General features: G+C 65.8%; 20 protein-coding genes and 1 tRNA gene. 10 read left to right on the forward strand and 11 right to left on the reverse strand.

The window, feature by feature from the left end:
- Positions 1-142: 142 nt before the first annotated feature.
- The 3 genes from OE747_RS14100 to OE747_RS14110 all read right to left on the reverse strand — a co-directional run bounded on the left by OE747_RS14100 (position 143) and on the right by OE747_RS14110 (position 1,570).
- Positions 143-228: transfer RNA gene (locus OE747_RS14100), tRNA-Leu, on the reverse strand.
- Between the two features lie 259 nt (positions 229-487).
- The gene (locus OE747_RS14105) at positions 488-1,051 is read right to left on the reverse strand and encodes a tetratricopeptide repeat protein (protein WP_263829215.1); all 564 of its coding nucleotides are present in this window, start codon (positions 1,049-1,051) and stop codon (positions 488-490) included.
- Between the two features lie 30 nt (positions 1,052-1,081).
- Positions 1,082-1,570, reverse strand: coding sequence for an Lrp/AsnC family transcriptional regulator (locus tag OE747_RS14110; protein WP_263829216.1), 489 nt, complete (start codon positions 1,568-1,570; stop codon positions 1,082-1,084).
- Positions 1,571-1,674: 104 nt separating this feature from the next.
- Here OE747_RS14110 and putA point away from each other — a divergent pair, with 104 nt between their 5' ends.
- Together putA and OE747_RS14120 are read left to right on the forward strand one after the other, a co-directional pair.
- A complete protein-coding gene (gene putA, locus OE747_RS14115; protein WP_263829217.1) occupies positions 1,675-5,079 on the forward strand; it encodes a bifunctional proline dehydrogenase/L-glutamate gamma-semialdehyde dehydrogenase PutA in 3,405 nt (1,134 codons plus the stop codon).
- Between the two features lie 122 nt (positions 5,080-5,201).
- Positions 5,202-5,945: a rhomboid family intramembrane serine protease gene (locus OE747_RS14120; RefSeq protein WP_263829218.1), complete on the forward strand. Its 744-nt coding sequence runs from the start codon at positions 5,202-5,204 to the stop codon at positions 5,943-5,945.
- A gap of 69 nt (positions 5,946-6,014) precedes the next feature.
- Here the strand turns inward: OE747_RS14120 and OE747_RS14125 are convergent, their stop codons facing one another.
- A complete protein-coding gene (locus tag OE747_RS14125; protein WP_263829219.1) occupies positions 6,015-6,800 on the reverse strand; it encodes an inositol monophosphatase family protein in 786 nt (261 codons plus the stop codon).
- Positions 6,801-6,975: 175 nt separating this feature from the next.
- Here OE747_RS14125 and OE747_RS14130 point away from each other — a divergent pair, with 175 nt between their 5' ends.
- Complete coding sequence (locus OE747_RS14130; RefSeq protein WP_263829220.1) at positions 6,976-8,016, forward strand: NADP-dependent oxidoreductase; 1,041 nt, start codon at positions 6,976-6,978, stop codon at positions 8,014-8,016.
- Positions 8,017-8,074: 58 nt separating this feature from the next.
- Here the strand turns inward: OE747_RS14130 and OE747_RS14135 are convergent, their stop codons facing one another.
- Complete coding sequence (locus tag OE747_RS14135; protein WP_263829221.1) at positions 8,075-9,121, reverse strand: aldo/keto reductase; 1,047 nt, start codon at positions 9,119-9,121, stop codon at positions 8,075-8,077.
- A 117-nt stretch (positions 9,122-9,238) separates the two neighbouring features.
- Between OE747_RS14135 and OE747_RS14140 the strand changes: the two genes are divergently transcribed.
- From OE747_RS14140 to OE747_RS14150, 3 genes are all read left to right on the forward strand, one after another.
- Complete coding sequence (locus OE747_RS14140) at positions 9,239-9,637, forward strand: rhodanese-like domain-containing protein (protein WP_263829222.1); 399 nt, start codon at positions 9,239-9,241, stop codon at positions 9,635-9,637.
- A 201-nt stretch (positions 9,638-9,838) separates the two neighbouring features.
- On the forward strand, positions 9,839-11,131 hold the full coding sequence (locus OE747_RS14145) for an O-acetylhomoserine aminocarboxypropyltransferase/cysteine synthase family protein (protein WP_263829223.1): 1,293 nt from the start codon (positions 9,839-9,841) through the stop codon (positions 11,129-11,131).
- Positions 11,132-11,292: 161 nt separating this feature from the next.
- The gene (locus OE747_RS14150) at positions 11,293-11,499 is read left to right on the forward strand and encodes a hypothetical protein (RefSeq protein WP_263829224.1); all 207 of its coding nucleotides are present in this window, start codon (positions 11,293-11,295) and stop codon (positions 11,497-11,499) included.
- Positions 11,500-11,554: 55 nt separating this feature from the next.
- Here OE747_RS14150 and OE747_RS14155 read toward each other — a convergent pair whose 3' ends face one another.
- Positions 11,555-12,772 (reverse strand): MFS transporter, encoded by a 1,218-nt coding sequence (locus OE747_RS14155; protein WP_263829225.1) that lies wholly within the window; start codon positions 12,770-12,772, stop codon positions 11,555-11,557.
- 92 nt (positions 12,773-12,864) lie between these two features.
- On the reverse strand, positions 12,865-13,563 hold the full coding sequence (locus OE747_RS14160) for an SIMPL domain-containing protein (protein ID WP_263829226.1): 699 nt from the start codon (positions 13,561-13,563) through the stop codon (positions 12,865-12,867).
- A 166-nt stretch (positions 13,564-13,729) separates the two neighbouring features.
- On the opposite strand from OE747_RS14160, the gene OE747_RS14165 reads away from it, so the two are divergent.
- The gene (locus OE747_RS14165; protein ID WP_263829227.1) at positions 13,730-16,141 is read left to right on the forward strand and encodes a hypothetical protein; all 2,412 of its coding nucleotides are present in this window, start codon (positions 13,730-13,732) and stop codon (positions 16,139-16,141) included.
- A 99-nt stretch (positions 16,142-16,240) separates the two neighbouring features.
- On the opposite strand, the gene hppD is transcribed toward OE747_RS14165, so the two are convergent.
- Positions 16,241-17,341: a 4-hydroxyphenylpyruvate dioxygenase gene (gene hppD, locus OE747_RS14170; RefSeq protein WP_263829228.1), complete on the reverse strand. Its 1,101-nt coding sequence runs from the start codon at positions 17,339-17,341 to the stop codon at positions 16,241-16,243.
- A 144-nt stretch (positions 17,342-17,485) separates the two neighbouring features.
- On the opposite strand from hppD, the gene OE747_RS14175 reads away from it, so the two are divergent.
- The gene (locus tag OE747_RS14175; protein ID WP_263829229.1) at positions 17,486-17,941 is read left to right on the forward strand and encodes an Lrp/AsnC family transcriptional regulator; all 456 of its coding nucleotides are present in this window, start codon (positions 17,486-17,488) and stop codon (positions 17,939-17,941) included.
- 19 nt (positions 17,942-17,960) lie between these two features.
- Complete coding sequence (locus OE747_RS14180; protein ID WP_263829230.1) at positions 17,961-19,841, forward strand: monovalent cation:proton antiporter-2 (CPA2) family protein; 1,881 nt, start codon at positions 17,961-17,963, stop codon at positions 19,839-19,841.
- Positions 19,842-19,863: 22 nt separating this feature from the next.
- Here the strand turns inward: OE747_RS14180 and cobT are convergent, their stop codons facing one another.
- Positions 19,864-20,874: a nicotinate-nucleotide--dimethylbenzimidazole phosphoribosyltransferase gene (cobT, locus tag OE747_RS14185; RefSeq protein WP_263829231.1), complete on the reverse strand. Its 1,011-nt coding sequence runs from the start codon at positions 20,872-20,874 to the stop codon at positions 19,864-19,866.
- A gap of 78 nt (positions 20,875-20,952) precedes the next feature.
- Between cobT and cobS the strand changes: the two genes are divergently transcribed.
- Positions 20,953-21,720 (forward strand): adenosylcobinamide-GDP ribazoletransferase, encoded by a 768-nt coding sequence (gene cobS, locus OE747_RS14190; protein WP_263829232.1) that lies wholly within the window; start codon positions 20,953-20,955, stop codon positions 21,718-21,720.
- Here cobS and OE747_RS14195 read toward each other — a convergent pair.
- Together OE747_RS14195 and OE747_RS14200 are read right to left on the reverse strand one after the other, a co-directional pair.
- Positions 21,713-22,486: a potassium channel family protein gene (locus OE747_RS14195; RefSeq protein WP_263829233.1), complete on the reverse strand. Its 774-nt coding sequence runs from the start codon at positions 22,484-22,486 to the stop codon at positions 21,713-21,715. The two genes, cobS and OE747_RS14195, sit on opposite strands and share 8 nt — an antisense overlap.
- A gap of 121 nt (positions 22,487-22,607) precedes the next feature.
- A complete protein-coding gene (locus tag OE747_RS14200; RefSeq protein WP_164129380.1) occupies positions 22,608-23,117 on the reverse strand; it encodes a CarD family transcriptional regulator in 510 nt (169 codons plus the stop codon).
- Positions 23,118-23,234: the final 117 nt, after the last annotated feature.

The raw sequence follows: 23,234 nt of genomic DNA on the forward strand, positions 1-23,234 counted from the left end.
GAACGCCTTGCCGTCGTCAGTGCGGCAATGCACGAAGTCGTAGCTCCAGACATGGTTGCGGTGCTCGGGCCTCAGGCCCGAGATGCGGGCCGCGTTCCCGGCTCTCGTCACCGATGCCGCGTCGCGCTGGCACCGGGAGATGTGGTACGGGCGGCCGGATTTGAACCGGCACGGCCTTTCAGCCCAGGCATTTTAAGTGCCATGTGTCTACCATTCCACCACGCCCGCACAGCGCATTCATTGGGGAGGGCATAGTCCGTTTCCGGCGTTCGGGCAGGCAGGACCCAAACATCTGGACAGGCGTTTCTGGGACCCGGCGCTGACTTGGCCCGATCCGGTTCACGCAAGACGCCCGGCCCCAACCGGCGCAGAGTCCGTCTAACCAGAATTTGCGCCGACCTCAATGTGACTTGGGTCACGAAACCGAAAAATTTCAATGGGGTTCCGCCAACCTCGGGGGACGCTCACCATGCCTGTGGCGCCGGGATCAGATGTCCTTGCCCTTGGGTTCGAGCGGACCGCCCGGGCCCGCAAGGCCGCGTTCAGGCAGCCAGGGGTTCAGCTCGAGCGCCTCTTGCAGCCCCTCGCGCGCCTCGTCGATACGGCTGAGCCCCAGAAGCGACAGCGCCCGCCCGCTCATCGCCGCCACATGGGTGGGTGACAGCTCCAGCGCGCGGTCGAGATCGACGAGTGCGGCCGCAAAATCCTGCCGCAGGTAGTTGACGAAGGCGCGCTGGTTGTAGCCTTCGGCATAGTCCGGGCAATAGGCCACAAGCCGGTCGAAATCCTCAAGCGCGCCGAGCAGGTCCCAGGACGACCGCCGCGACATGCCGCGATCCAGGATCGCCTGCGCCTGTTCGTCGGGCGCGTCGGCCCAGAACTCCCACATCCGGTTAGAGATCTGCCGCGCCTGTCCCTCGTTCGGGGCCACGCGGATTTCGGCGATCAGGCGGTTGATCTGGGCCGAATGATCCGGCGCCTCAGGGCAGTCCGAGGCCCAGAGCAGGCCCGGCGACAGCGGGAGCAGCAAGGCAATAAGCGCGTGTTTCATGCACCAATGCTGACGCAAAGTGGATTTCCGTCAAGTCACAGTTTCGAGCGCGCCCAACAACCCCGGTTCCTTGACCGCCTCCATCGCGACAAAGGTCGAGGTGCTGGAGACATGCGGCAGGGCCGAGATCCGCTCGGCCAGCACCGCGCGGTATTCGTTCATCGAGCGGGTCCTTACCTTGAGCAGGTAGTCGAAATTGGAGGCGATCATATGGGCCTGTTCCACCTCGGCGATGCGGCGGACGGCGGCGTTGAATTCGGCTAGCGCCTTTTCGCGGGTGTCGCTCAGACGCACCTCGACAAAGGCCACGTGATCGAGCCCCAGACGGATGGGATCGACCAGCGCGCGGTAGCCGGTGATGATGCCTTCGGCCTCAAGCCGTTTGACCCGCGCCTGGGTTGGCGATTTCGACAGGCCGATGCGGCGGGCAAGGTCGGCCACCGACATCCGCCCATCGGCGGCCAGTTCGGCCAGAATCGCCCGGTCGTGCCGGTCGAGGTCTGGAAAGTCCGTTTGCATCGCATGCGCCCCCATCTTTGGTCATTTGGACTGCGTTACCATAAAAATCAGGCGAATGAACCTGTGATTGCGATGTATCATACGCCAACTGAACCGGAGGCATCATGACCCACGCCCTGCGCACCCAAATCGACACCTTCACCTATGCCGACCAATCGGCGCTGCTCGACGCGCTGGTTGCGCAGGCCGCGCTGAGCGCTGAGGATCGCGCCGCGATCAGCGGCGCCGCCGCCGGGTTGGTGCGCGATATTCGCGCCAGCACCGCGCCGGGCATGATGGAGGTATTCCTGGCCGAATACGGGCTTTCGACCGACGAGGGCATCGCGCTGATGTGCCTGGCCGAGGCGCTCTTGCGCGTGCCTGATGCCGACACGATCGACGCGCTGATCGAGGACAAGATCGCGCCGTCGGACTGGGGCAAGCATCTGGGGCATTCCTCGTCCTCGCTGGTCAATGCCTCGACCTGGGCGCTGATGCTGACCGGCAAGGTGCTGGACGAGCGCAAGGCGAGCCCCGTGGGCGCGCTGCGCGGCGCCATCAAGCGGCTGGGCGAGCCGGTGATCCGCACCGCCGTTTCCCGCGCGATGAAGGAGATGGGCCGCCAGTTCGTGCTGGGCGAAAACATCCAGGCGGCGATGAAACGCGCACAGGGGATGGAGGCCAAGGGCTATACCTATTCCTATGACATGCTGGGCGAGGCCGCCCGCACCGAAGCCGATGCCGCGCGCTATCACCTGAGCTATTCGCGCGCCATCGCGGCCATTGCCGAGGCCTGCACCCATGGCGACATCCGCGCCAATCCGGGCATCTCGGTCAAGCTGTCGGCGCTGCATCCGCGTTACGAGCTGGCGCAGGAGACCCGCGTGATGGACGAGCTGGTGCCGCGCCTGCGGGCGCTGGCACTTTTGGCCAAGGCCGCTGGCATGGGGCTGAACGTGGACGCCGAAGAGGCCAACCGGCTGGCGCTGTCGTTGCAGGTGATCGAGGCGGTGATGGCGGAACCGGCGCTGAAGGGCTGGGACGGGTTCGGCATCGTGGTACAGGCCTATGGGCCGCGCGCCGGGCTGGTGATCGACACGCTCTACGAGATGGCGCAGCGCCATGACCGGCGCCTGATGGTGCGACTGGTGAAGGGCGCCTATTGGGATACCGAGGTGAAGCGCGCCCAGGTGGCCGGCGTCGATGGCTTCCCGGTCTTTACGCAAAAGGCGGTGACCGATGTCTCTTACATCGCCAATGCGCGCAAGCTGTTGGGTATGACCGACCGGATCTATCCGCAATTCGCCACCCATAACGCCCATACCGTGGCCGCGATCCTGCATATGGCGCGCGATGGCCAGCCCTTCGAGTTCCAGCGCCTGCATGGCATGGGCGAGACGCTGCATAATCTTGTGCTGACCGCCAACAAGACCCGCTGCCGCATCTATGCGCCGGTAGGGGCGCATCGCGACCTGTTGGCCTATCTGGTGCGGCGCCTGTTGGAGAACGGCGCCAACAGCTCTTTTGTCAACCAGATCGTGGACGAGAACGTCCCGCCCGAGGTGGTGGCCGGCGATCCGTTCGAGATCGCGCAAAAACCGGCCAAACCGCTGAAGCGCGGGCCCGAGCTGTTTGCACCGGAGCGTCCGAACTCGAAAGGGTTCGATCTGGGGCATCAGCCGACGCTGGATGCGATCGACGCCGCGCGCGCGCCGTTCCGCGCCCATCGCTGGCAGGCCGGGCCGCTTTTGTCCGAGGCGGCCGCGCCCGAGGCGGAGGAAGCAGTGGTCAACCCCGCCGACCCGCATGACATACCGGGCAGCGTGGCGCCTGCAAGTGACGCTGATACCGAACTAGCACTGGCCAGCGCTCGGCCGTGGCAGGCCCCTGCCGCCGAGCGCGCGACCGTGCTGAACCGCGCCGCCGACCTTTACGAGGCGCATTATGGCGAGCTGTTTGCGCTGCTGCATCGCGAGGCGGGCAAGACCCTGATGGACGCGGTGGCCGAGCTGCGCGAGGCGGTGGATTTCCTGCGCTATTACGCGGCCAACATCCCCGATGCGGCGCCTGCGGGCATTTTCACCTGCATCAGCCCGTGGAACTTCCCTCTGGCCATCTTCTCGGGTCAGATCGCGGCGGCGCTGGCCACCGGCAACGCGGTGCTGGCGAAACCCGCGCCGCAAACGCCGCTAATCGCCCATCGCGCGGTAGAGTTGCTGCACGAGGCCGGGGTGCCGCGCGACGCGCTGCAACTCTTGCCGGGTGGCCCGGCGGTCGGCGCCGCGCTCACCTCGGACCCACGGGTTTCGGGCGTGGCCTTCACCGGCTCGACCGCAACCGCGCAGAAGATCCGCGCCGCAATGGCCGTGCACATGCGCCCGGGCACGCCGCTGATCGCGGAAACCGGCGGGCTCAATGCGATGATCGTCGATTCCACCGCGCTGCCGGAACAGGCGGTGCAGGCGGTGATCGAAAGCGCGTTCCAGTCGGCGGGCCAGCGCTGTTCGGCGCTGCGCTGTCTCTACCTGCAAGAGGATATCGCCGAGGATGTGCTGACCATGCTCAAGGGCGCGATGGATGCGCTGAGCCTGGGCAATCCCTGGGCGCTGTCCACTGACAGCGGCCCGGTGATCGACGCGGCCGCGCGCCAGACCATCGCCGACCATGTGGCCCGCGCGCGCGCCGAGGGACGGGTACTGAAGGAACTGGCCCTGCCGCCCGAGGGCACATTCGTGGCCCCCACCCTTATCAAGGTTTCCGGCATCGAAGCGCTGGAGCGTGAGATTTTCGGCCCCGTGCTGCATGTGGCCACCTTCCGCTCGGATGAGCTGGATCAGGTGATCGGGGCGATCAACGCCACCGGCTATGGTCTGACATTCGGCCTGCAAACCCGGATCGACGACCGGGTGCAGCATGTGACCGAGGCGGTGCATGCGGGCAATATCTATGTCAACCGCAACCAGATCGGCGCCATTGTCGGCAGCCAGCCCTTTGGCGGCGAGGGCCTGTCGGGCACCGGACCCAAGGCGGGCGGGCCGAACTACATGGCGCGCTTCTGTGCGCCGGACCGGCAGCAGGCGGCGGCTGACTGGGCCGCGCCGATGGCCACCCTGCCCCGCGCGACCGGCACGCCCGCACCGGTGCGGACGCAAAGCCTGCCTGGCCCGACCGGTGAGTCGAACCGGTTGAGCGAGATGGCGCGGCCGCCGCTCCTCTGCCTTGGCCCGACGGCAGCGGCGGTCGCGGCGCAGGCGCAGGCGGTCGAGGCGCTGGGCGGCACCGCGATCCGCGCCACCGGTTCACTGGCGGCGGAAGCTCTGGAAACGGTTGAGGGGATTTCGGGCGTGATCTGGTGGGGCGATGAAGAGACGGCGCGCGCCTACGAGCTGGCGCTGTCGCGCCGGTCCGGTCCGATCCTGCCGCTGATCCCCGGCCTGCCCGACCGCGCCCGGGTGCTGGCCGAGCGCCATGTCTGTGTCGACACCACCGCCGCGGGCGGCAATGCCGCGCTGCTGGGTGGCATGGGCTAAGGCAGGGAGCGCTCCCGCCTGCCGCCGGATCTTGCGATCCGCGGCAGTTGGGCCGGGCGCGCCGCCGACGCGGCGCGTCGGCGCCCCTTGACCTCTGCCCCGTTTGACCGCAGCGTCGCGGGATGTTTCCGATCCGCGATCACAACCCCTCGGGCCGAACGCCCTATGTCGTCTATCTGCTGCTGGCGGCAAATATCGGTATTTTCCTGACCACTCTGGGCATCATGGAGGATCCCCGGTTGGTCAGCCGCTTTTACTATGACTATGCGATCATCCCCGCCCGCATCTCGGACGGGGACGGGTGGCTGACCCTGGTCACTTCGGTCTTTCTGCATGGCGGCTGGATGCATCTGGGCGGCAACATGCTGTTTCTATGGATCTTTGGCGACAATCTGGAAGACGAGATGGGGCATCTGGGCTTTGCGCTCTTCTATCTTGCCGCAGGGATTGGCGCCGGGCTGATCCATGTGCTGAGCGGGCCGGGGTCGATGGTGCCGACCATCGGCGCCTCGGGCGCGATTGCCGGGGTGATGGGAGGGTATCTGCTGCTGTTTCCGCGTGCGCGGGTCGATATCCTGCTGATTCTGGTTGTCTATTTCCGCATTTTCACGATCCCGGCCTTTGTGATGCTCGGGGTCTGGCTGGGGTTCCAGTTCCTGGGCGGGTTCAGTTCCGACCCGGATACTGGCGGCGTCGCCTATTGGGCGCATACGGGCGGCTTTGCGGTGGGGCTGGTTCTGACGCTGCCGCTGTGGCTCAGGCGTGGCGGGCGGGGGTTCTGGCGCCGGACCGAGGGCCACCCGCCGCATCCCGAGCAGAAATACCGCCTGTCGCCCAGCCGGATCCCGAAGATCCCGCGCAAATAGGCGCCAGACATGCAAAACCCGGCCATGGGCCGGGTTCCAGGCTTGTCGATGATAACTCTTGGGTTCGGCTCAGCCGCGGATCACCTTGGCGAATGGATCGAAGATATTGCCATTGGCGCAGATCACCTCGCCGCTGTCGAGGATCGAATCCTCGGGATCGAGCGCCTCGACCAGACCGCCCGCTTCCTTGACGATGATGATGCCCGCCGCCACATCCCAGGCATTGAGGCGCCGCTCCCAGAAGCCTTCGTAGCGGCCCGCCGCCACATAGGCCATGTCGAGCGCAGCAGAGCCCCAGCGCCGCACACCGGCGCAGGCGGGCATCAGTCGCGCCAGATCCTGTAGCGTCAACGGCAGGTCGGCACGCCCGCCAAAGGGCAGGCCGGTGGCAAAGATCGACTCGATCATCCGGTGGCGGCCCGACACCCGGATGCGCTGGTCGTTCATCCAGGCGCCTTCGCCCTTTTCGGCAAAGAACATCTCGTCCTTGGCGGCGTCATAGATGACGCCCGCGACGATCTTGCCCTTATGCTCGAGCGCGATGGAAATCGCCCAATGCGGCAGACCGTGCAGGAAGTTGGTGGTGCCGTCCAGCGGATCGACGATCCAGCGGCGGGTGGGGTCCTCGCCCTCTTCCGAGCCGCCCTCTTCGGCCACCCAGCCATAGGTCGGGCGGGCATTGCGCAGCTCTTCCTTTAGGATCGCCTCGGCGGCGATATCGGCCTTGGACACAAAATCGCCCGCGCCCTTCATCGACACTTGCAGGTTCTCGACCTCGCGGAAATCCTTCACCAGCGACCGGCCTGCCTTGCGGGCGGCCTTGATCATGATGTTGAGGTTCGCACTGCCAATCATCGGGGAGCTCCTGCCTTGGTCAAGCCGCGCGTATACTCGCGCGGGCCCGGCTTGCCAAGGGGCTCTCTGTGCAAGGCGGCTGCCGTACCGGCGTATGGCGCGGCGTCACTGGGGCGGCAAGGTTTGCAGCGGTGCCGCAAGCGACTAGATTTGCGGGGAGCAAAGGAGTTTTCCCATGACCGACCGCATGTACCGCATCGCCCTGGCCAGCCGCCCGACCGGCGCGCCCGAGGCCGCGAATTTCTCGTATGAAGAGGCGCCCGTCCCCGCCCCCGGCCCCGGTGAGGTGCTGGTGCGGGTCCATTACATGTCGCTGGACCCCTATATGCGGGGCCGGATGGACGATGCCAAATCCTATGCCGCGCCGGTGCCGCTCGGCGGCACCATGGAGGCCGGTGGCGTGGGCGAGGTGATCGCATCGAACGATCCGGGGTTTGCGCCGGGCGATTTCGCCTTTGGCATGTTCGGCTGGGCGACACACGGCGTGCAACCGGCGAAGATGCTGCGCAAGATCGACCCCAAGGTGATGCCGATCACCACCGCGCTGGGTGTGCTGGGCATGCCGGGGTTCACCGGCTGGTACGGGCTGATGGAGCATGGCCGGCCCAAGGCGGGCGAGACGCTGGTGGTGGCTGCGGCCACCGGGCCGGTGGGCTCGATGGTGGGTCAGGTCGCGCGCCTGGCCGGGCTGCGCACGGTGGGTATCGCGGGTGGCGCCGACAAATGCCGGATCGCAATCGAGACATTCGGCTTTGACGCCTGTCTGGATCACCGCGCCTATGACAGCGCCGCCGATCTGCGTCGGGCGCTTGCCACCGAGTGCCCGGACGGGATCGACATCTATTTCGAGAATGTCGGCGGCAAGGTGCTGGAGGCCGTATTGCCGCTGATGAACAACTTTGGCCGTATCCCGATCTGCGGCATGATCAGCTGGTACAATGCCGGGGGCCTGGGCGCGGGCGCCTCGGACCCCGGACTGACCGGCCCGGCGATCTGGCGTTCGATCCTGGTCAAGTTCCTGTCGGTCAACGGTTTCATCATCTCGAACCATTTCGACCGTTACCCGGCCTTCCTGTCCGAGGTCGCGCCGAAACTGGCCAATGGCGAGATCCGGTACCTGGAAGATGTGGCCGAAGGGCTGGAAAACGCGCCCGCCGCCTTCATGTCCATGCTCAGGGGCGGCAATACCGGCAAGCAGATCGTGAAGCTGATCTGACCGGCTTCTACATTGGGCGGGGACGCGGGAAGCGACGCTTCCCGCGTCCCCGCGATCCTCAATAGGGGAGCGGATGCGCCTTGTGGGCGGCTGCGATCTCACCCAGGATCTCATCAGAGAGCGTCACATCGGCGGCGCCCAGCGCATGGTCGAGCTGTGCCAGTGTGGTTGCGCCAAAGATCGCCGACATCATGAAGGGGCGTGTCAGCGCCCAGGCCAGCGCCATATGCACCGGGTCGATCCCGTGGCGGCGGGCGATGTCGAGATAGGCCGAGACCGCGCCAAAGACGCGGTCGGATTTGCGCCCGCCGAGTTCCGGCACCAGCGACATGCGCGAGCCCTCGGGCACCTGCCCACCCTGGTACTTGCCGGTCAGCAATCCCGCCGCCAGCGGCGAAAAGGCCATCAGCCCCACCTTCTCGTTCACGCTCAGCTCTGCCATGTCGGTGTCGAAGAGACGGCAGAGCAGCGAATATTCGTTCTGGATCGAGGCGACGCGCGGCCCATGCCCGGCCTCGGCCAGATGCAGCCATTGCGCGGTGCCCCAGGCGCTTTCGTTCGACAGGCCAAAGGCGCGGACGGTGCCGCGATCGACCTCGCGTTGCAGCGCCTCGAGACAGTCGATCATGTTGTCGCGTATCGCCGCCGGATCCTGCCCCGAGGGATCATAGCTCCAGTTCTGGCGGAACATGTAGCTGCCGCGATTGGGCCAATGGAACTGGTAGAGGTCGACATAATCGGTGCGAAGCCGCTTGAGCGAGGCCTCGAGCGTGGCGCGGATGGTCGCGCCCGAGATCGGCGCGCCGTCGCGCACATGCGCCATGCCGCTGCCGGAATGTTTGGTGGCCAGGATGAACTCACCGCGCCGGGCGGGATTGGCCGCGTTCCAGGCGCCGATGATCTCCTCGGTACGGCCAATGGTCTCTTTGCTGACCGGGTTCACCGGGTACATCTCGGCGGTGTCGATGAAGTTGATCCCCGCCGCGAGCGCATGGTCGATCTGGGCATGCGCCTGCTCCTGCGTGGTCTGGGTGCCAAAGGTCATCGTGCCCAGGCACAGTTCGCTTACACTCATGCCGGTGCGGCCCAGCGGTCTCTGTTTCATCGCACATCCCCTTGTCTCCGATCCGGGGAAGCCTAGCGGGATGAGGATCGTCGGCAACCCCTCTTGAGCTGGCTGCAGGTTTCGGTCAGCCTGTGGACGAGTCGCGGGAGGACGGGCATGGCACAGAAGATAACCAAGGGCATCAAGACGCTGCTGAAAGAGGCGAACGCGGTGGTCGACACGCTGTCGGTCGAAGAGGCCAAGGGGCTTTTTGACAATCCCGGCTATGTCTTCGTCGATCTGCGCGACATTCGCGAGTTGCAGCGTTCCGGTATGATCCCGGGGGCGTTTTCCTGCCCGCGCGGCATGCTGGAATTCTGGATCGACCCCGAGAGTCCCTATCACAAGGCGGTGTTCAACCAGGACAAGACCTATGTCTTTTACTGCGCCAGCGCCTGGCGGTCGGCCCTGTCGGCGAAGGTGGCTCAGGAAATGGGGCTGAGACCGGTGATGCATCTGGAAGGCGGCTTCACCGAATGGGTGAAGCAGGACGGTCCGGTGATCGAAAAGACCTGAACGCGCGCGGTCACAAAGTGTCAATGACACTTTGCCCCAAGCGCCTGGAACAGGCGCTTGTACAGGATTTTCAAAAATCCTGTGGACAAGGATTTCCTTAAATCCTTGATCCCGCGCCTGCCGCAGGCGGGCGCTTGTTGTCTGGCGGGCGCGTATCGCTTAGAGATTCGGGCAAGACATTTCCAAAGGGAGACTCCACCCATGTCCGATACCCCCAGCTACGGCTTCGACACGTTGCAGATCCATGCCGGCGCCCGGCCCGACCCGGCCACCGGCGCGCGGCAGACGCCGATCTATCAGACCACGGCCTATGTGTTCCGCGACGCCGATCACGCCGCCGCGCTCTTCAACCTGCAAGAGGTGGGCTATATCTATTCCCGCCTGACCAACCCCACCGTCGCCGTGTTGCAGGAGCGTATCGCCACGCTCGAAGGCGGGGTCGGCGCGGTCTGCTGCTCGTCGGGTCACGCGGCGCAGATCATGGCGCTCTTTCCGCTGATGGGACCGGGCTGCAACGTGGTGGCCTCGACCCGGCTATATGGTGGCACCGTCACCCAGTTCAGCCAGACCATCAAGCGGTTCGGCTGGTCGGCCAAGTTCGTCGATACCGACGATCTGGAGGCGGTGAAGGCCGCCATCGACGAAAACACAAGGGCGGTGTTTTGTGAATCGATCGCCAATCCCGGCGGCTATGTCACCGATATCCGCGCCCTGGCCGACGTGGCCGATGCCGCGGGCATCCCGCTGATCGTCGACAATACCAGCGCCACCCCCTATCTGTGCCGCCCCATCGAACAAGGCGCGACACTGGTGGTACATTCGACCACCAAGTACCTGACCGGCAACGGAACCGTCACCGGCGGCTGTATCGTGGATTCGGGGCGCTTCGACTGGTCGGCCAACGATAAGTTCCCCTCGCTCAGCGCGCCGGAACCGGCCTATCACGGGCTCAAGTTCCACGAGACCTTTGGCTCGCTTGCCTTTACCTTCCACGGCATCGCCATCGGGTTGCGGGACCTGGGCATGACGATGAACCCGCAGGCCGCCCATTACACGCTGATGGGGATCGAGACGCTGAGCCTGCGCATGCAGCGCCATGTGGAGAACGCAAAGAAGGTGGCGGCCTGGCTCGAGGCCGATCCGCGGGTGGATTACGTGACCTATGCCGGGCTGCCCTCGTCGCCCTATTATGACCGGGTGCAGAAATGCTATCCCAAAGGCGCGGGCGCGCTCTTTACCTTTGCGGTCAAGGGCGGCTACGAGGCCTGCGTCAAGCTGGTCAACGCGCTGGAGATCTTCAGCCATGTGGCCAACCTGGGTGACGCGCGCTCGCTGATCATCCATTCGGCCTCGACCACGCACCGCCAGTTGTCCCCCGCGCAGCAGGAGGCGGCAGGCGCCGGCCCCAATGTTGTGCGGGTATCGATCGGCATCGAGGATGCCGCCGACATCATCGCGGACCTCGACCAGGCCCTGACCAAGGCAACCGCCTGATATGTTTGACAAGAGAAGCAGCCGGAACCGGCTGCTTCTTCGCTTGCGGCACAGGTTTCCGGCTATGGAAAACCTGACTTTCCCGATCCCCTGACATAACCCAGAATTGTATCTGCGGGTCATTTTCCCGCCATTTCAGCAATTCATTTGGAGATCAAGTCATGGGTGATTCAACCACCACCACCGAAACAAATCCCAACGACGGTTCGACCCGGACCACGACCAAGAACGGGGACGGTTCCAGCGTCGAGACCACGACCGGTGGATCGAGCGGCAACACCAAGGTGAAAGTACGTTCGGCCAGCGGCGACAGTGCGACCATCTTCATCAGTGGCAAGACCGGAGAGATCAAGATCACCCGACCCTGACCCCCGGGTGCGTCGGAACAAGCCAATGGAGGCGGCCCTGCGGGCCGCTCTCCGCTCAGTCCAGCCGCAGCCGCGCCAGCGCATAGACCAGCAGCGCCAGACAGCACAGGCCCGCTAGCAGGAAGGGCGCACGCAAAGCCATCTCGCGGCTCATCTGCTGTTCGGCCAGCGCCACCGCGGCGCCCCCCGCCAGTGCCCCCAGCGGCATCGAACCCCAGCCGAAAAAACGATAGATGCTGTTCACGCGGCCCAGCATGGCGGGCGGGATGCGTCGTTGGCGCCAGGACACGGTGATCACGTTCCACAGCATCGCCGCCGCCATGATCGCGGTCAGCGCCAGCCCCATGATCCAGCCGCTGTTCGACAGGCCGATGATGGCATAGCCCGCGCCCCAGACCGCAACCGACAGGAACAGGCACGCTTGCGTGCCGATCAGCCGCATCGCGCGCGGTGCCAGGAGGCTGCCGCAAATCGCCCCCACCGCCCCCGCCGACAGCACCAGCCCGTATTGCGCGGCCCCAAGTCCCAGCACCTCTTGTGCAAAGAGGACCTGCACGGTGATCGTGGCCATGGCGATGAAATTGGCCAGCCCCAGCACCACCGCCAGCCGCAACAGCAGCGCGTCGCCGCGCATGAAGGCGATGCCCTCGGCCAGCGCCTCGGCGAACCGCGCGCGGCTGGGCACCTGCGGCGGCAGCGAGATCAGCCAGACCAGACCGGCGGCCAGCACCAGAACCGCCGCATCGAGGCCAAAGGGCACCGCGATCCCGGCCGAGATCAGCACGCCGGCCAGCGGCGGGCCGATGAACTGGCCGGTCAGCTGCTCGGTGCTCCAGAGCTGGCCATTGGCGGCCTCCAGATCGTCGGGATCGACCAGCGCGGGCAGGATGGTCTGGGCGGCATTGTCGCGCAGCACCTCTGCCGAGCCCAGAAGAAAGGCCAGCCCCGCCAGCGCCCAGATCGCGCCCGGCACCGGATCGCCCAGCGCCAAGAGCAGGATCGCCAGCACGATGCCTGCCCGCATCAGATCGGCCCGCGCGATCAGCTTGCGACGGTCGCTGCGGTCGATGATCACGCCCGCAGGCAGGGCAAAGAGCAACCAGGGCAACCGCGCCGCCGCCGCCACGGCGGCAATCGCCACCGCATCGCGGGTCATCAGCGCCGCCAGCCACGGCACCGCAAGCACCAGCACCCCGTCGCCCAGATTGGTCAGGGCGCCCGCGGTGAAGAGCAGGCGGAAGTTGCGATTTCGGATTACCAGCGGTGCCGCCATGTCTGTCTCCGGGTCAAGTCCGGGTCAGAGTGGCGCGACCGTGCGTGATGGTCAATGCGGGGGGGCGGCCAGCCGCCCGCCCCCTGCCCGGTTCACTGCCGGATTTCGTAGACCATGGTGACGGTGCCGCTCAGCCCGATCTCGCCACCGGCCACCGGCACATCCATCGACTCGGCCATGGCGGCCATGCGCATCATCGGGCGCGGTTGCGGGTCGGAGTAAAGCTCCGAGATCGACACGATCCGGCCCAGCGACACCCCGGCCGCCTCGGCCAGTTGCTGTGCCTTGTCGCGGGCATCCGCCACCGCCTTGGCCCGCGCCTGATCGCGCAGCGGCTTGGGCTCCTTGACCGAGAATTCCAGCCCGTTGAACGTGTTGGCCCCGTCGGACACGACCGTATCCAGGATCTCGCCCAGCCGCGCCAGGTCACGGACCCGCACCGTCACCCGGTTCGAGGCCTGAAAGCCGGTTATCGCCGGGGGTTCGGTGCTGGACCCACGGTTGGACCAGACCGGCGACAGCGACAGGTCCGAGGTCTGCATGTCGCGCGCCTCGACCCCCAGTTCGGTCAGACGGGCAAGAACCCGGCCGACCGCCTCGGATGTCGCCGAGAGCGCCGCCCGCGCCTCCTTGGCCTCTTGCGTCACGCCAAGGGTGATAACGGCCATGTCGGGCACGGTTTCCACCACCCCTGTGCCGGTTACGGTGATCTGTCCGGGCTGCTCGTCGGCGCGGGCCAAGCCCACTGCGGCAAACAGCAACGCCACCACCAGAAAAACCAATGTCCTCAACTTTGCTCTCCTGTTATTCTTTGTTCCAAAGATGGGGCGGCGGCATGTCGCGCGACAAGGGGAAGTTACGCGTTTTTCTTTCCCTCGGCGGTTCTCTGCTCTAATGTCGCGCCGGGATGCGCCGCGGCGCGTGCTACGGCCTTGATTGGATTGGTTAACTGGTCAGATGAAACCCGCGTTTGCGTTATCCTTGTCGTTTGAGGGGATCTCCCTTCTTCACCGTGCCGCCGGTGGCTGGCGGCAGGTGGGGGCGGTGACGCTTGACGATCCCGATCTGGCCCGGTCGCTGGCCCGTCTGCGCGACCTTGCCCTGCGGCTGGACCCGGACCTGCGATGCAAGCTGATCCTGCCCAACGACCAGATCCGGTATCTGACCGTCGATACCGGCCCGTTCCGGGGCGAGACGCGGCTGAATGTCATCGAGGACGCGGTTGCCAACGCGACCCCCTATGCGCTGGAGGAGCTGATCTGGGACACCTCGCCCGATGGCAGCGTGACCCATGTGGCGGCGGTGGCGCGGGAAACCCTGGCCGAGGCCGAAGCCTTTGCCGAGGAGCACGGGTTTCATCCGGTCAGCTTTGTCGCGGTGCCCGATGACAATGCCTTTCTCGGCGAGCCGTTCTTTGGCCCGGCCTCGGGTCTGCGGGAGCTGACCGGCACCGATGCGGTGGAACCCGACGGCATCGCAGTTGTGGTGATCGGCCCGGCGGTGATCCCCGACAGCGCGCCCGTGGCCCAGGCACCCGAGGCGTCCAGCAAGGCGCCCGTGGCGAAAAAGGCCGAGCCGCCAAAGGCGCAGAGCGCCGCGCCGGTGGTCGGGTTCTCATCGCGCCGGAGCAAACCCGACGAGAGCATCGCCGCCAAACCGCCCGAAAGCGCGGCTGTGTCCGAGGCCCCTGCCGCAGCGCCGCCCGCCGATGCGCCGCCGCAAGACGCGGCGGGCCTCAGTTTCCAGTCGGTTCGCGGCGACGAGCCGGCGGCCCCGCCGCCGGTCAGACCAAAGGCCACCAGCGCTCCCGCTCCGGCAAGACCCGTCGCGCCACCGGTTGCGCCACCGGTCGCACCACCGGTCGCGGCGCGCCTGATCACCGAGGAGATGCCGCCCCCCGCGTTTACCCCGGCCGCGCGGCCCGACCAGGTCCCGCGCGACGAGGCCGACCGGCTCACCATCTTTGGCGCGCGCAAGGGCGGCATGATCGGCGGCAAGCCACGGTTCCTGGGCCTGTCGCTGACCGTGGGTCTGCTGTTGTTCCTTGCCGCGATTGCTGTCTTTGCCGCAGTGGTGGGGACCGGCGTGTTCCGGGACGGGTCCGACCGCAGTGGCGATCCGGCGCCCGCCGCATTCAGCCCGCCGACCGATCCTGCGACCGATCCTGCGGCCGCCCCGGAGCCCGAGGCGCCCGCGATCGCGCCACTGGCGGAGAGTCCGGACAACGGCCCGGCACCCGCTCTGGAACCGGCCTCGATCGACGAGGATCCGGTACAGCTCTCGGCGCTACAGGATCCGGCCGACCGCCCGGCCCTGAGCAGCACCGACGATGCGGTGCTTCAGGCGCTTCAGGTGGAGCCGCAACAGGTCGAGGAAATGGAGTTCGAACCCGAGCCGGATACGGCTACGGGCGAGAACGAGGCCGGAATTCTGGTCACCGCCCCGGACGCGCCCGAGGTGCCGGGGCTGATCGGGCTGGGCGATCTCTTTGTCGCCTCGATCGACCGCACCGATATCTTTCAGGACGCGGTGGCGCTGCCGGATGGAACCCGGTTCGACACCGACGCCCTGCCCGAGGGCAACAATGCCCCCGCCGCCGCCGGACAGGCCTTTGCCCTGGATGACAAGGGGCTGGTCGAGCCCAGCCCCGAAGGCGCGCTCAACCCCGATGGCGTGCTGATCTTTGCCGGGCGGCCCGCCCGGGTGCCGCCCGCGCCGCCGGTCCGGTTCGAAGCCGCGCCCGAAGCTGACCCTGCGCAGGAACGGCTGGCCGCGAAACGGCCCAAGGCGCGGCCCGACGACCTGGTGGAACAGGCTGAACGGTCGCAGTTCGGGGGCCGGTCCCTGACCGAGCTCGCCACGCTGCGCCCCAAGGCGCGGCCGGCATCGGTGCAGGAACAGGCCGAGGCGGAACAGGCCGCATCGCCCGAGGACGAGGCCCAGGCGGTCAGCCCGCTGGCGGTGGCCAGCGCCAAGAAACCCAAGCCGCGCCCGGAGGGGCTGGCGGTGGCCGCAGCGGCGGCAAACACCAACCTGGGATCGCTGGCCAATCCCAGCCGCGGCGCCGGGTCCAACATTTCCGGCGACGGGTTTGTCGCGGCGACGGTCAAGCCCAAGGCGCCCTCGCCGACCTCGGTCGCGCGCCAGGCGACACTGGACAACGCGATCAACCTGCGTGACCTGAACCTTATCGGAGTCTATGGCACCCCGTCGAACCGGCGCGCGCTGGTGCGGCTGCCATCTGGCCGCTACAAGAAGGTCAAGGTCGGCGACAGCATCGAGGGTGGCCGCATCACCGCCATCGGCGACAGCGAGCTGCGCTATCAGAAGGGCGGCCGCAATCTGACCCTGAAAATCCCCAGTGGCTGACAAAAAAGGACGGAGCCCGCGCCCCGTCCTTCATTTCGCTCAAAATACTCCCGGGGAGTCGCCGTCAGGCGACGGGGCAGCACCCCTGCCCCGGTCGACTTATTCGGCGGCCTTGATCTCACCGCTTTCGATCTGCTCGCGCTCGATGCTTTCGAACAACGCCTTGAAGTTGCCCTCGCCGAACCCGTCATCGCCCTTGCGCTGAATGAATTCGAAGAAGATCGGCCCGATCACGGTCTTCGAGAAGATCTGGAGCAAGATCTTGGTCTCGCCGCCATCCACCACGCCTTCGCCGTCGATCAGGATGCCGTGTTCCATCATCCGGTCCTTGGGCTCGTCATGGCCCGCGACCCGCTCATAGGACATGTCGTAATAGGCCTCGTTCGGGCCGGGCATGAATTTCAGGCCCTTGGCCGCGATCGCATCCACCGAGTCGTAGATGTCGTCGGTGCCCACGGCGATATGCTGGATGCCTTCGCCATTGTATTTCTTCAGGTAGCTGACGATCTGGCCGGTTTCGCCGCGATCCTCGTTGATCGGGATGCGGATGCGCCCGCAGGGCGAGGTCAGCGCCCGGCTGTAGAGGCCGGTGAACTTGCCCTGGATGTCAAAGAAGCGGATTTCGCGGAAGTTGAACAGGTCGCCATAGAACTTGAACCACTTGTCCATGTTGCCCTTGTAGACATTGTGGGTCAGGTGATCGAGGTAATAGAACCCGTCGCCGCGCGGCTTGGACTGCTTCAGCCACTCGAACTCGGTGTTGTAGGGCGAGGTGTGGTAATACTGGTCGATGAAATACAGCAGCGAGCCGCCGATACCCTTGATCGCAGGCACGTTCATGGTCTTGTCGTCGCCCTCATAGGGTTCGGCGCCCATCTTCACCGCGTGATCGAAGGCGGCCTGCGCATCCACCACGCGCCAGCCCATCGAGGGGGCACAAGGGCCGTGCAGTTCGATGAACTTCTCGGCAAAGCTGCCTTTTTCGGCGTTCAGGATATAGGTCACATCGCCCTGCTGCCACAGTTCGATGCCGGGCTTGTCCTTGTGGCGGGCGACCATATCAAAGCCCATGCGCGCGAAGAGATCGCGCAGCACCTGCGGCTCGGGATGGGCGAATTCGACAAATTCGAACCCGTCGGTTCCGGCGGGGTTTTCGGGGGTGATTTCGGATTTCGGGGCGTTATGCGGGAAAGGACCCATGGCGCGTCTCCTCGGCTGGCGGAATAATTGCTGAGTCGAGAATACGCGTTCAGCCATGCTGGTTCTGCGCATTGTTTTTTGGATTCCAACATTTACGTGCGCGATTTACGCACTAAAATAAGAAAAAACGAGGAAAATGCGCACATGTTGGATTCGATGGATCTGCGCCTGCTCGATGCGCTGCAAAAGGACGCGCATCTGACCGCCCAGCAGCTGGGCGAGATGCTGCATCTGTCCAGCAGCCAGGCTGGGCGGCGGCGGCAGCGGCTGGAATCCGAGGGCTATATCACCGGCTATGCCGCCAAGCTTGACCCGCTGAAGCTGGGCCTGCATGTGCAGGGCTTCATCCAGGTGCATCTGGGCACCCATGGGCCGGAGCAATCGGCCAAGTTCGCCCGGATGGTGAATTCCCGCCCGGAGATCACAAGCGCATGGACGATGACCGGCGAAGCGGATTATCTGCTGCATGTCTACTGCGCTGATTTGCCCGCGCTGAATCGGTTGCTGCACGAGGTGATCCTGCCGCATCCGGCAGTGGCGCGGGTGCAGAGCCAGATCGTGATGGACCAACTGAAACGGGACGCTCCGCTGCCCACCTGAGCCGGACGAAAGGACAAGCATGGAAAGCTTCCTCTACCAGGCGACGATCTATCTGGCGGCCGCGGTGATCGCGGTGCCGCTGTCGGCACGCCTGGGTCTGGGATCTGTGCTGGGTTATCTGGCGGCGGGGCTGATCATCGGGCCGATACTGGGTCTTGTCGGCGACGAAACCGCCGATCTTCAGCATGTGGCCGAGTTCGGCGTCGTGATGATGCTGTTCCTGATCGGGCTGGAGCTGGAACCGCGGGCGCTCTGGGACATGCGGGACAAGCTGCTGGGTCTGGGCGGGTTGCAGGTGGGGGTCTCGACCCTTGCCATCATGGTTGTGGCGATGGTGGCGGGCCACCCCTGGAGCGTGGCGCTGGCGGTGGGCCTGACCCTGTCGCTGAGTTCGACCGCGATCGTGTTGCAGACCCTGTCGGAAAAGGGGTTGATGCAGACCAATGGCGGGCGGGCCACCTTCTCGGTCCTGTTGACGCAGGATATCGCGGTGATCCCTATCCTGGCCCTCCTGCCGCTGCTGGCCAGTGTGCCGGGGCTGGCCGAGCTTACCCCCGATGGGTCAATCAACCTGTTGCACGACGACGAGAAGGGCGCGCACGACCTGTCTCTCGTCGAGGGGCTGCCCGGCTGGGCGGTCACGCTGGTCACCATCGGCGCGGTCGGCTTTGTGGTGCTGGCGGGCATCTATCTGACCCGGCCGCTGTTCCGCTTTATTCACGCCAGCCGCCTGCGCGAGATGTACACCGCGCTGGCGCTGGTGATCGTGGTGGGGATCTCGTTTCTGATGACCCTGGTGGGCCTGTCGCCCGCGCTTGGCGCCTTTCTCGCTGGCGTGGTTCTGGCCAACTCGGAGTTCCGACACGAACTTGAAAGCGATCTGGAACCGTTCAAGGGGCTGCTTCTGGGCCTGTTCTTCATCACCGTGGGCGCGGGCATCGACGTCGGGTTTTTCTTTGCAGATCCGCTGGATCTGATCGGGTTGGCGTTGCTGGTGATCCTGTTCAAAGGCGTGATCCTCTATGTCGTCGGGCGCGCTTTCAGGCTCAAGGGACGCGACCGCTGGCTGTTCACGCTGGGGCTGGCACAGGCGGGCGAGTTCGGCTTTGTCCTCTTGGCGTTTTCGACCCAGCAGAACGTCATCCCGGCGCATCTGTCGCAGAAGCTCTTGATGATCATCGCGCTGACCATGCTGATCACGCCGCTCTTGTTCATCCTTTACGAGGTGCTGTCGCGCCGGATACGCGAGCATGTCGCGGATATGGTGCCGGACGAGATCGACGAGCAGGGACCGGTGATCATTGCGGGCATCGGCCGGTTCGGGCAGATCGTCAACCGGCTGGTCACCGCCAGCGGGTTCAAGACCATCGTGCTGGACCACGACATGGAAACGATCCAGACCATGCGGCGGTTCGGCGTCAAGGGCTTCCTGGGCGATCCGACCCGGCCCGAACTGCTCAAGGCGGCGGGCCTGGCCAAGGCGCAGGTGCTGGTGGCGGCGCTGGACGATGACGCCCAGGTCACGAAACTGGTGGCCTATGCCCGGCGCCAGCGGCCCGACCTGCATATCATCGCCCGCGCGCGGGACCGCAACCATGTCTATGAGCTCTACCGCGCGGGTGCCAATGACATCGTGCGCGAGATGTTCGACAGTTCGGTCCGCGCCGGGCGCTATGTGCTGGAAAATGTCGGCCTCAGCGAGTACGAGGCGGCGCAGGCGGCGCAGACCTTCTATCATCACGACCGCAAGGCGGTGCGTGATCTGGCAGAGGTCTGGGACCCCAACGTCCCGACCGCCGAGAACAGAGCCTATGTCGAGCGCTCGCAGGCGCTGCAAAAGGATCTGGAAACCGCGCTGATGGAGCTGAACGAGGAACTGGCGTCGCGGCGCTCGGCCTGAGCGCCGCTTGAGCGGACGGCGGTCAGCCGTCCGAGACACCCGCCTCGGCAAAGGTGGCCATGCCGGAATGGCAGGCCACCGCGCTTCTGACGATGTTGATCGCCAGCGCCGCACCCGAGCCTTCGCCCAGCCGCAGACCAAGCGACAGCAGCGCCTCTTTGCCCAGCTTGGCAAGCAGCGCGCCATGGGCGCCCTCGGCGCTTTGGTGGCCTGCGATCGCGTGATCGAGCGCGTCCGGCGCGACCGCCGCCAGCGTTGCCGCTGCCGCGGTGCAAATGAACCCGTCCAGGATCACCGGTATGCGCAGCTGGCGGGCGGCGGCGATGGCACCGGCCATGGCGGCAAGCTCGCGCCCGCCCAGGCAGCGCAGCACCTCCAGCCCGTCGCGGCTGGTATGCCGGGCAACGCCCTCGGCCACGACCCGCGTCTTGTTGGCGAGCCCTGCGTCGTCGACCCCGGTGCCGCGCCCGGTCCAGTCACCCGCCGTACCGCCGTAAAGCGCATGCGCGATGGCCGCCGCAGGGGTGGTGTTGCCGATGCCCATCTCGCCCACCACCAGCAGATCGGCCGCCGGATCGACGGCGGCCCAGCCGGTTTGCAGCGCGGTCAGCAATTCGGCCTTGGTCATCGCCGGGGCTTGGGTGAAATCCTGGGTCGGGCGGTCCAGTTCCAGCGCGTGCACATCCATCCGCGCCCCGGCGGCGCGCGCCAACTGGTTGATGGCGGCACCGCCATGTTCGAAATTCATCACCATCTGCACCGTCACTTCGGCCGGAAAGGCCGAGACGCCCTGCGCCGTCACCCCGTGATTGCCGGCAAAGACGATGACCTGCGGCGCCTCGATCCGGGGTCGGGCATCGCCGCGCCAGCCGGCATACCAGATCGCCACATCCTCGAGCCGTCCCAGCGCGCCGGGCGGTTTGGTAAGCTGGCCGTTGCGGGCCTCGGCCCCGGCGCGGGCGGCGCTGTCGGGCCCGGGCGCATTCACCAGCAGGTCACGGAACTGGTCGAGATCGGTAAGGGTCGGCAGCATGGAAAGCCTCTTTGCAACTGGGGTCCGCCCGTGTTTAACCGTTGCATCCGGTGCGACAAGACCTTGAAAGGCGGAGAGGTGCGCAAAAACGACATCACGGGCATTTCCCCCTGGGATCCGCTGCTGGCGCTGGTGCTGCTGACCCGGTTGCCGCTGCCCCGGCTGCCGGATTCCGTGTTTGCACGGCAGGCAGCCGCCATCTGGGCGTTTCCGCTGGCCGGGCTGGCCGTGGGTGCCCTGATCTGTGTCACCGGTTGGCTGGCACAGGCGGTCGGGCTGTCCGCCTGGATCGCAGCCGGTCTGATGCTGGCCGTCTCGGTGATGGTCACCGGCGCCATGCACGAGGACGGGCTGGCCGATACGGCCGACGGTCTCTGGGGCGGGTTCACCGCCGAGCGGCGGCTGGAGATCATGAAGGACAGCCATATCGGCACCTATGGCGTGCTGGCGCTGATCCTGTCGCAATTGCTGCGATTGTCGGCCCTTGCGGCGCTGGTGAGCGCTGGCGCGCTCTGGTCGCTGCTGGCTGCCGCGATCTGGTCGCGCGCGCTGATGCCGGTCGTAATGACCGCCCTGCCCAATGCGCGCGGTGCGGGGTTGAGCCAGTCGGTCGGACGGCCCGCACCGCAGGCGGTGGGGCTGGGGCTTGCGCTGGCGGCGGCGCTGGTCGTCGCGGTCATGGGAGCCGCCGGGCTGGGTCCGGCGCTGCTGTCCGCCGTCGCGGTTCTTGGGCTTGGCGCGCTTGCAAAGGCCAAGATCGGTGGACAGACCGGCGACATCCTGGGCGCCAGTCAGCAACTGGCCGAGATCGTGTTCCTGCTGGCGCTGGCGGCTCAGCTTAGTTGACACCGCCGGTTTCGATATTGATCAGCCCGCCACAATGCTTGCAATGCACCGCATCGGGATCGTGCCGATAAAGCCCGCATCCCGGACATTTGTAGCGCACCTTTTGCGGCGAGAAGATCGCGGTGGCCAGCCGGACGAACAGGGCCACACCCACCACCATGACAAAGACCGAAAACAGCTTGCCCGCAGGTGTCGACAGGGTGATGTCGCCGAACCCGGTGGTGGTCAGCGTCGCCATGGTGAAATAGAGCGCGTCGATATAGGGGGTCTCGCTGCTGCCGGGCGGGATGAAGAACACCAGAACCGCCGTTGTGGTCAGGAAGATGAAGACCAGAAGGTTGACGGCGGCGATGATGGCATCCTCGCGGGTGCGAAAGAACTGGCTGTCGCGGCGCAGGTCGTGCAGCAGGTGATAGGAGTGGATCAGGCGCATCCCCCGCAGGATGCGCAGGAAGGCCAGGCTCTGCGTCAGGAACGGATCGAGCAACAGCGACAGGATGACCACGATATCGGCCAGCGTATAGATCCGGGTCAGAAACTCGCGCCTGCTGCGTGCGATCCAAAGCCGGGCCAGGAAATCGGCGAGGATCACGAGGCCCACAAAAACGCTGATCGCCGTCAGGACCGGTCCGTGCACCATGTAGGCGGTGGCAACAAAGAACAGGATCGTGACCAGATCGAACAGGATCAACGCATAGCGAAACCGAACCGACGCCCGGTTGCGTCCGACATAGAGTCTTCGAACCCACAGCTTTAGTGCGCGCATGTCGCCGTTGTCCCCTTTGGCAGCCCATCAAAGACCGACGGACGCATGTTGTGCAAGGGGTTAGGTGAATGCAAAAAGGGCCGCCCCGAAGGACGGCCCCGAATGCCTTGCAGCGTGCCGATCAGGCGGCGCGCGAGGTCAGGACGTCATCCACCTGCTTGGCGGCGGCGATCTCGTCGGCGCCCGACACGGCGGCCACTTCGCGGGTGAGACGCTCCAGCGCGGCCTCGTAGAGCTGACGCTCGGAATAGCTCTGCTCACGCTGATCGTCGGTGCGGTGCAGGTCGCGGACCACCTCGGCGATCGAGATCAGGTCGCCCGAGTTGATCTTTTGCTCGTATTCCTGGGCGCGGCGCGACCACATCGCGCGCTTGACCTTGGCCTTGCCCTTGAGCGTCTTCATGGCCTGGCTGATCACGTCCGGCGAGCTGAGGGAGCGCAGGCCAGATTCGGTGATCCGGTTGGTCGGAACCCGCAGGGTCATCTTGTCCTTTTCGAAGGAGATCACAAACAGCTCGAGCTTGAACCCGGCGACTTCCTGCTCCTCGATGGAGATGATCTGGCCAACGCCATGCGCGGGATAGACCACATAATCATTGGGGCGGAACTCGAGCTTCTTCGACTTGGTCATTCAGATCTTTCCTAGGTTGCGAACCGGGTTTGCGGCGACAAAAAACCACGCGCGGGGCAACTGCGTCCCCGATAGCGGGTTGATACTGTCACAATCGAATTCTGCCAAAAGCACCCT

The sequence above is a fragment of the Ruegeria aquimaris genome, from assembly GCF_025751555.1.
GTDB lineage: Bacteria > Pseudomonadota > Alphaproteobacteria > Rhodobacterales > Rhodobacteraceae > Ruegeria_B > Ruegeria_B aquimaris.

What these genes read in the sequence shown, in the direction of transcription:
- OE747_RS14105 (WP_263829215.1), bottom strand. Translation starts at nt 1,051, where the DNA reads ATGAAACACGCGCTTATTGCCTTGCTGCTCCCGCTGTCGCCGGGCCTG.
- OE747_RS14110 (WP_263829216.1), bottom strand. Translation starts at nt 1,570, where the DNA reads ATGCAAACGGACTTTCCAGACCTCGACCGGCACGACCGGGCGATTCTG.
- putA (WP_263829217.1), top strand. Translation starts at nt 1,675, where the DNA reads ATGACCCACGCCCTGCGCACCCAAATCGACACCTTCACCTATGCCGAC.
- OE747_RS14120 (WP_263829218.1), top strand. Translation starts at nt 5,202, where the DNA reads ATGTTTCCGATCCGCGATCACAACCCCTCGGGCCGAACGCCCTATGTC.
- OE747_RS14125 (WP_263829219.1), bottom strand. Translation starts at nt 6,800, where the DNA reads ATGATTGGCAGTGCGAACCTCAACATCATGATCAAGGCCGCCCGCAAG.
- OE747_RS14130 (WP_263829220.1), top strand. Translation starts at nt 6,976, where the DNA reads ATGACCGACCGCATGTACCGCATCGCCCTGGCCAGCCGCCCGACCGGC.
- OE747_RS14135 (WP_263829221.1), bottom strand. Translation starts at nt 9,121, where the DNA reads ATGAAACAGAGACCGCTGGGCCGCACCGGCATGAGTGTAAGCGAACTG.
- OE747_RS14140 (WP_263829222.1), top strand. Translation starts at nt 9,239, where the DNA reads ATGGCACAGAAGATAACCAAGGGCATCAAGACGCTGCTGAAAGAGGCG.
- OE747_RS14145 (WP_263829223.1), top strand. Translation starts at nt 9,839, where the DNA reads ATGTCCGATACCCCCAGCTACGGCTTCGACACGTTGCAGATCCATGCC.
- OE747_RS14150 (WP_263829224.1), top strand. Translation starts at nt 11,293, where the DNA reads ATGGGTGATTCAACCACCACCACCGAAACAAATCCCAACGACGGTTCG.
- OE747_RS14155 (WP_263829225.1), bottom strand. Translation starts at nt 12,772, where the DNA reads ATGGCGGCACCGCTGGTAATCCGAAATCGCAACTTCCGCCTGCTCTTC.
- OE747_RS14165 (WP_263829227.1), top strand. Translation starts at nt 13,730, where the DNA reads ATGAAACCCGCGTTTGCGTTATCCTTGTCGTTTGAGGGGATCTCCCTT.
- hppD (WP_263829228.1), bottom strand. Translation starts at nt 17,341, where the DNA reads ATGGGTCCTTTCCCGCATAACGCCCCGAAATCCGAAATCACCCCCGAA.
- OE747_RS14175 (WP_263829229.1), top strand. Translation starts at nt 17,486, where the DNA reads ATGTTGGATTCGATGGATCTGCGCCTGCTCGATGCGCTGCAAAAGGAC.
- OE747_RS14180 (WP_263829230.1), top strand. Translation starts at nt 17,961, where the DNA reads ATGGAAAGCTTCCTCTACCAGGCGACGATCTATCTGGCGGCCGCGGTG.
- cobT (WP_263829231.1), bottom strand. Translation starts at nt 20,874, where the DNA reads ATGCTGCCGACCCTTACCGATCTCGACCAGTTCCGTGACCTGCTGGTG.
- OE747_RS14195 (WP_263829233.1), bottom strand. Translation starts at nt 22,486, where the DNA reads ATGCGCGCACTAAAGCTGTGGGTTCGAAGACTCTATGTCGGACGCAAC.
- OE747_RS14200 (WP_164129380.1), bottom strand. Translation starts at nt 23,117, where the DNA reads ATGACCAAGTCGAAGAAGCTCGAGTTCCGCCCCAATGATTATGTGGTC.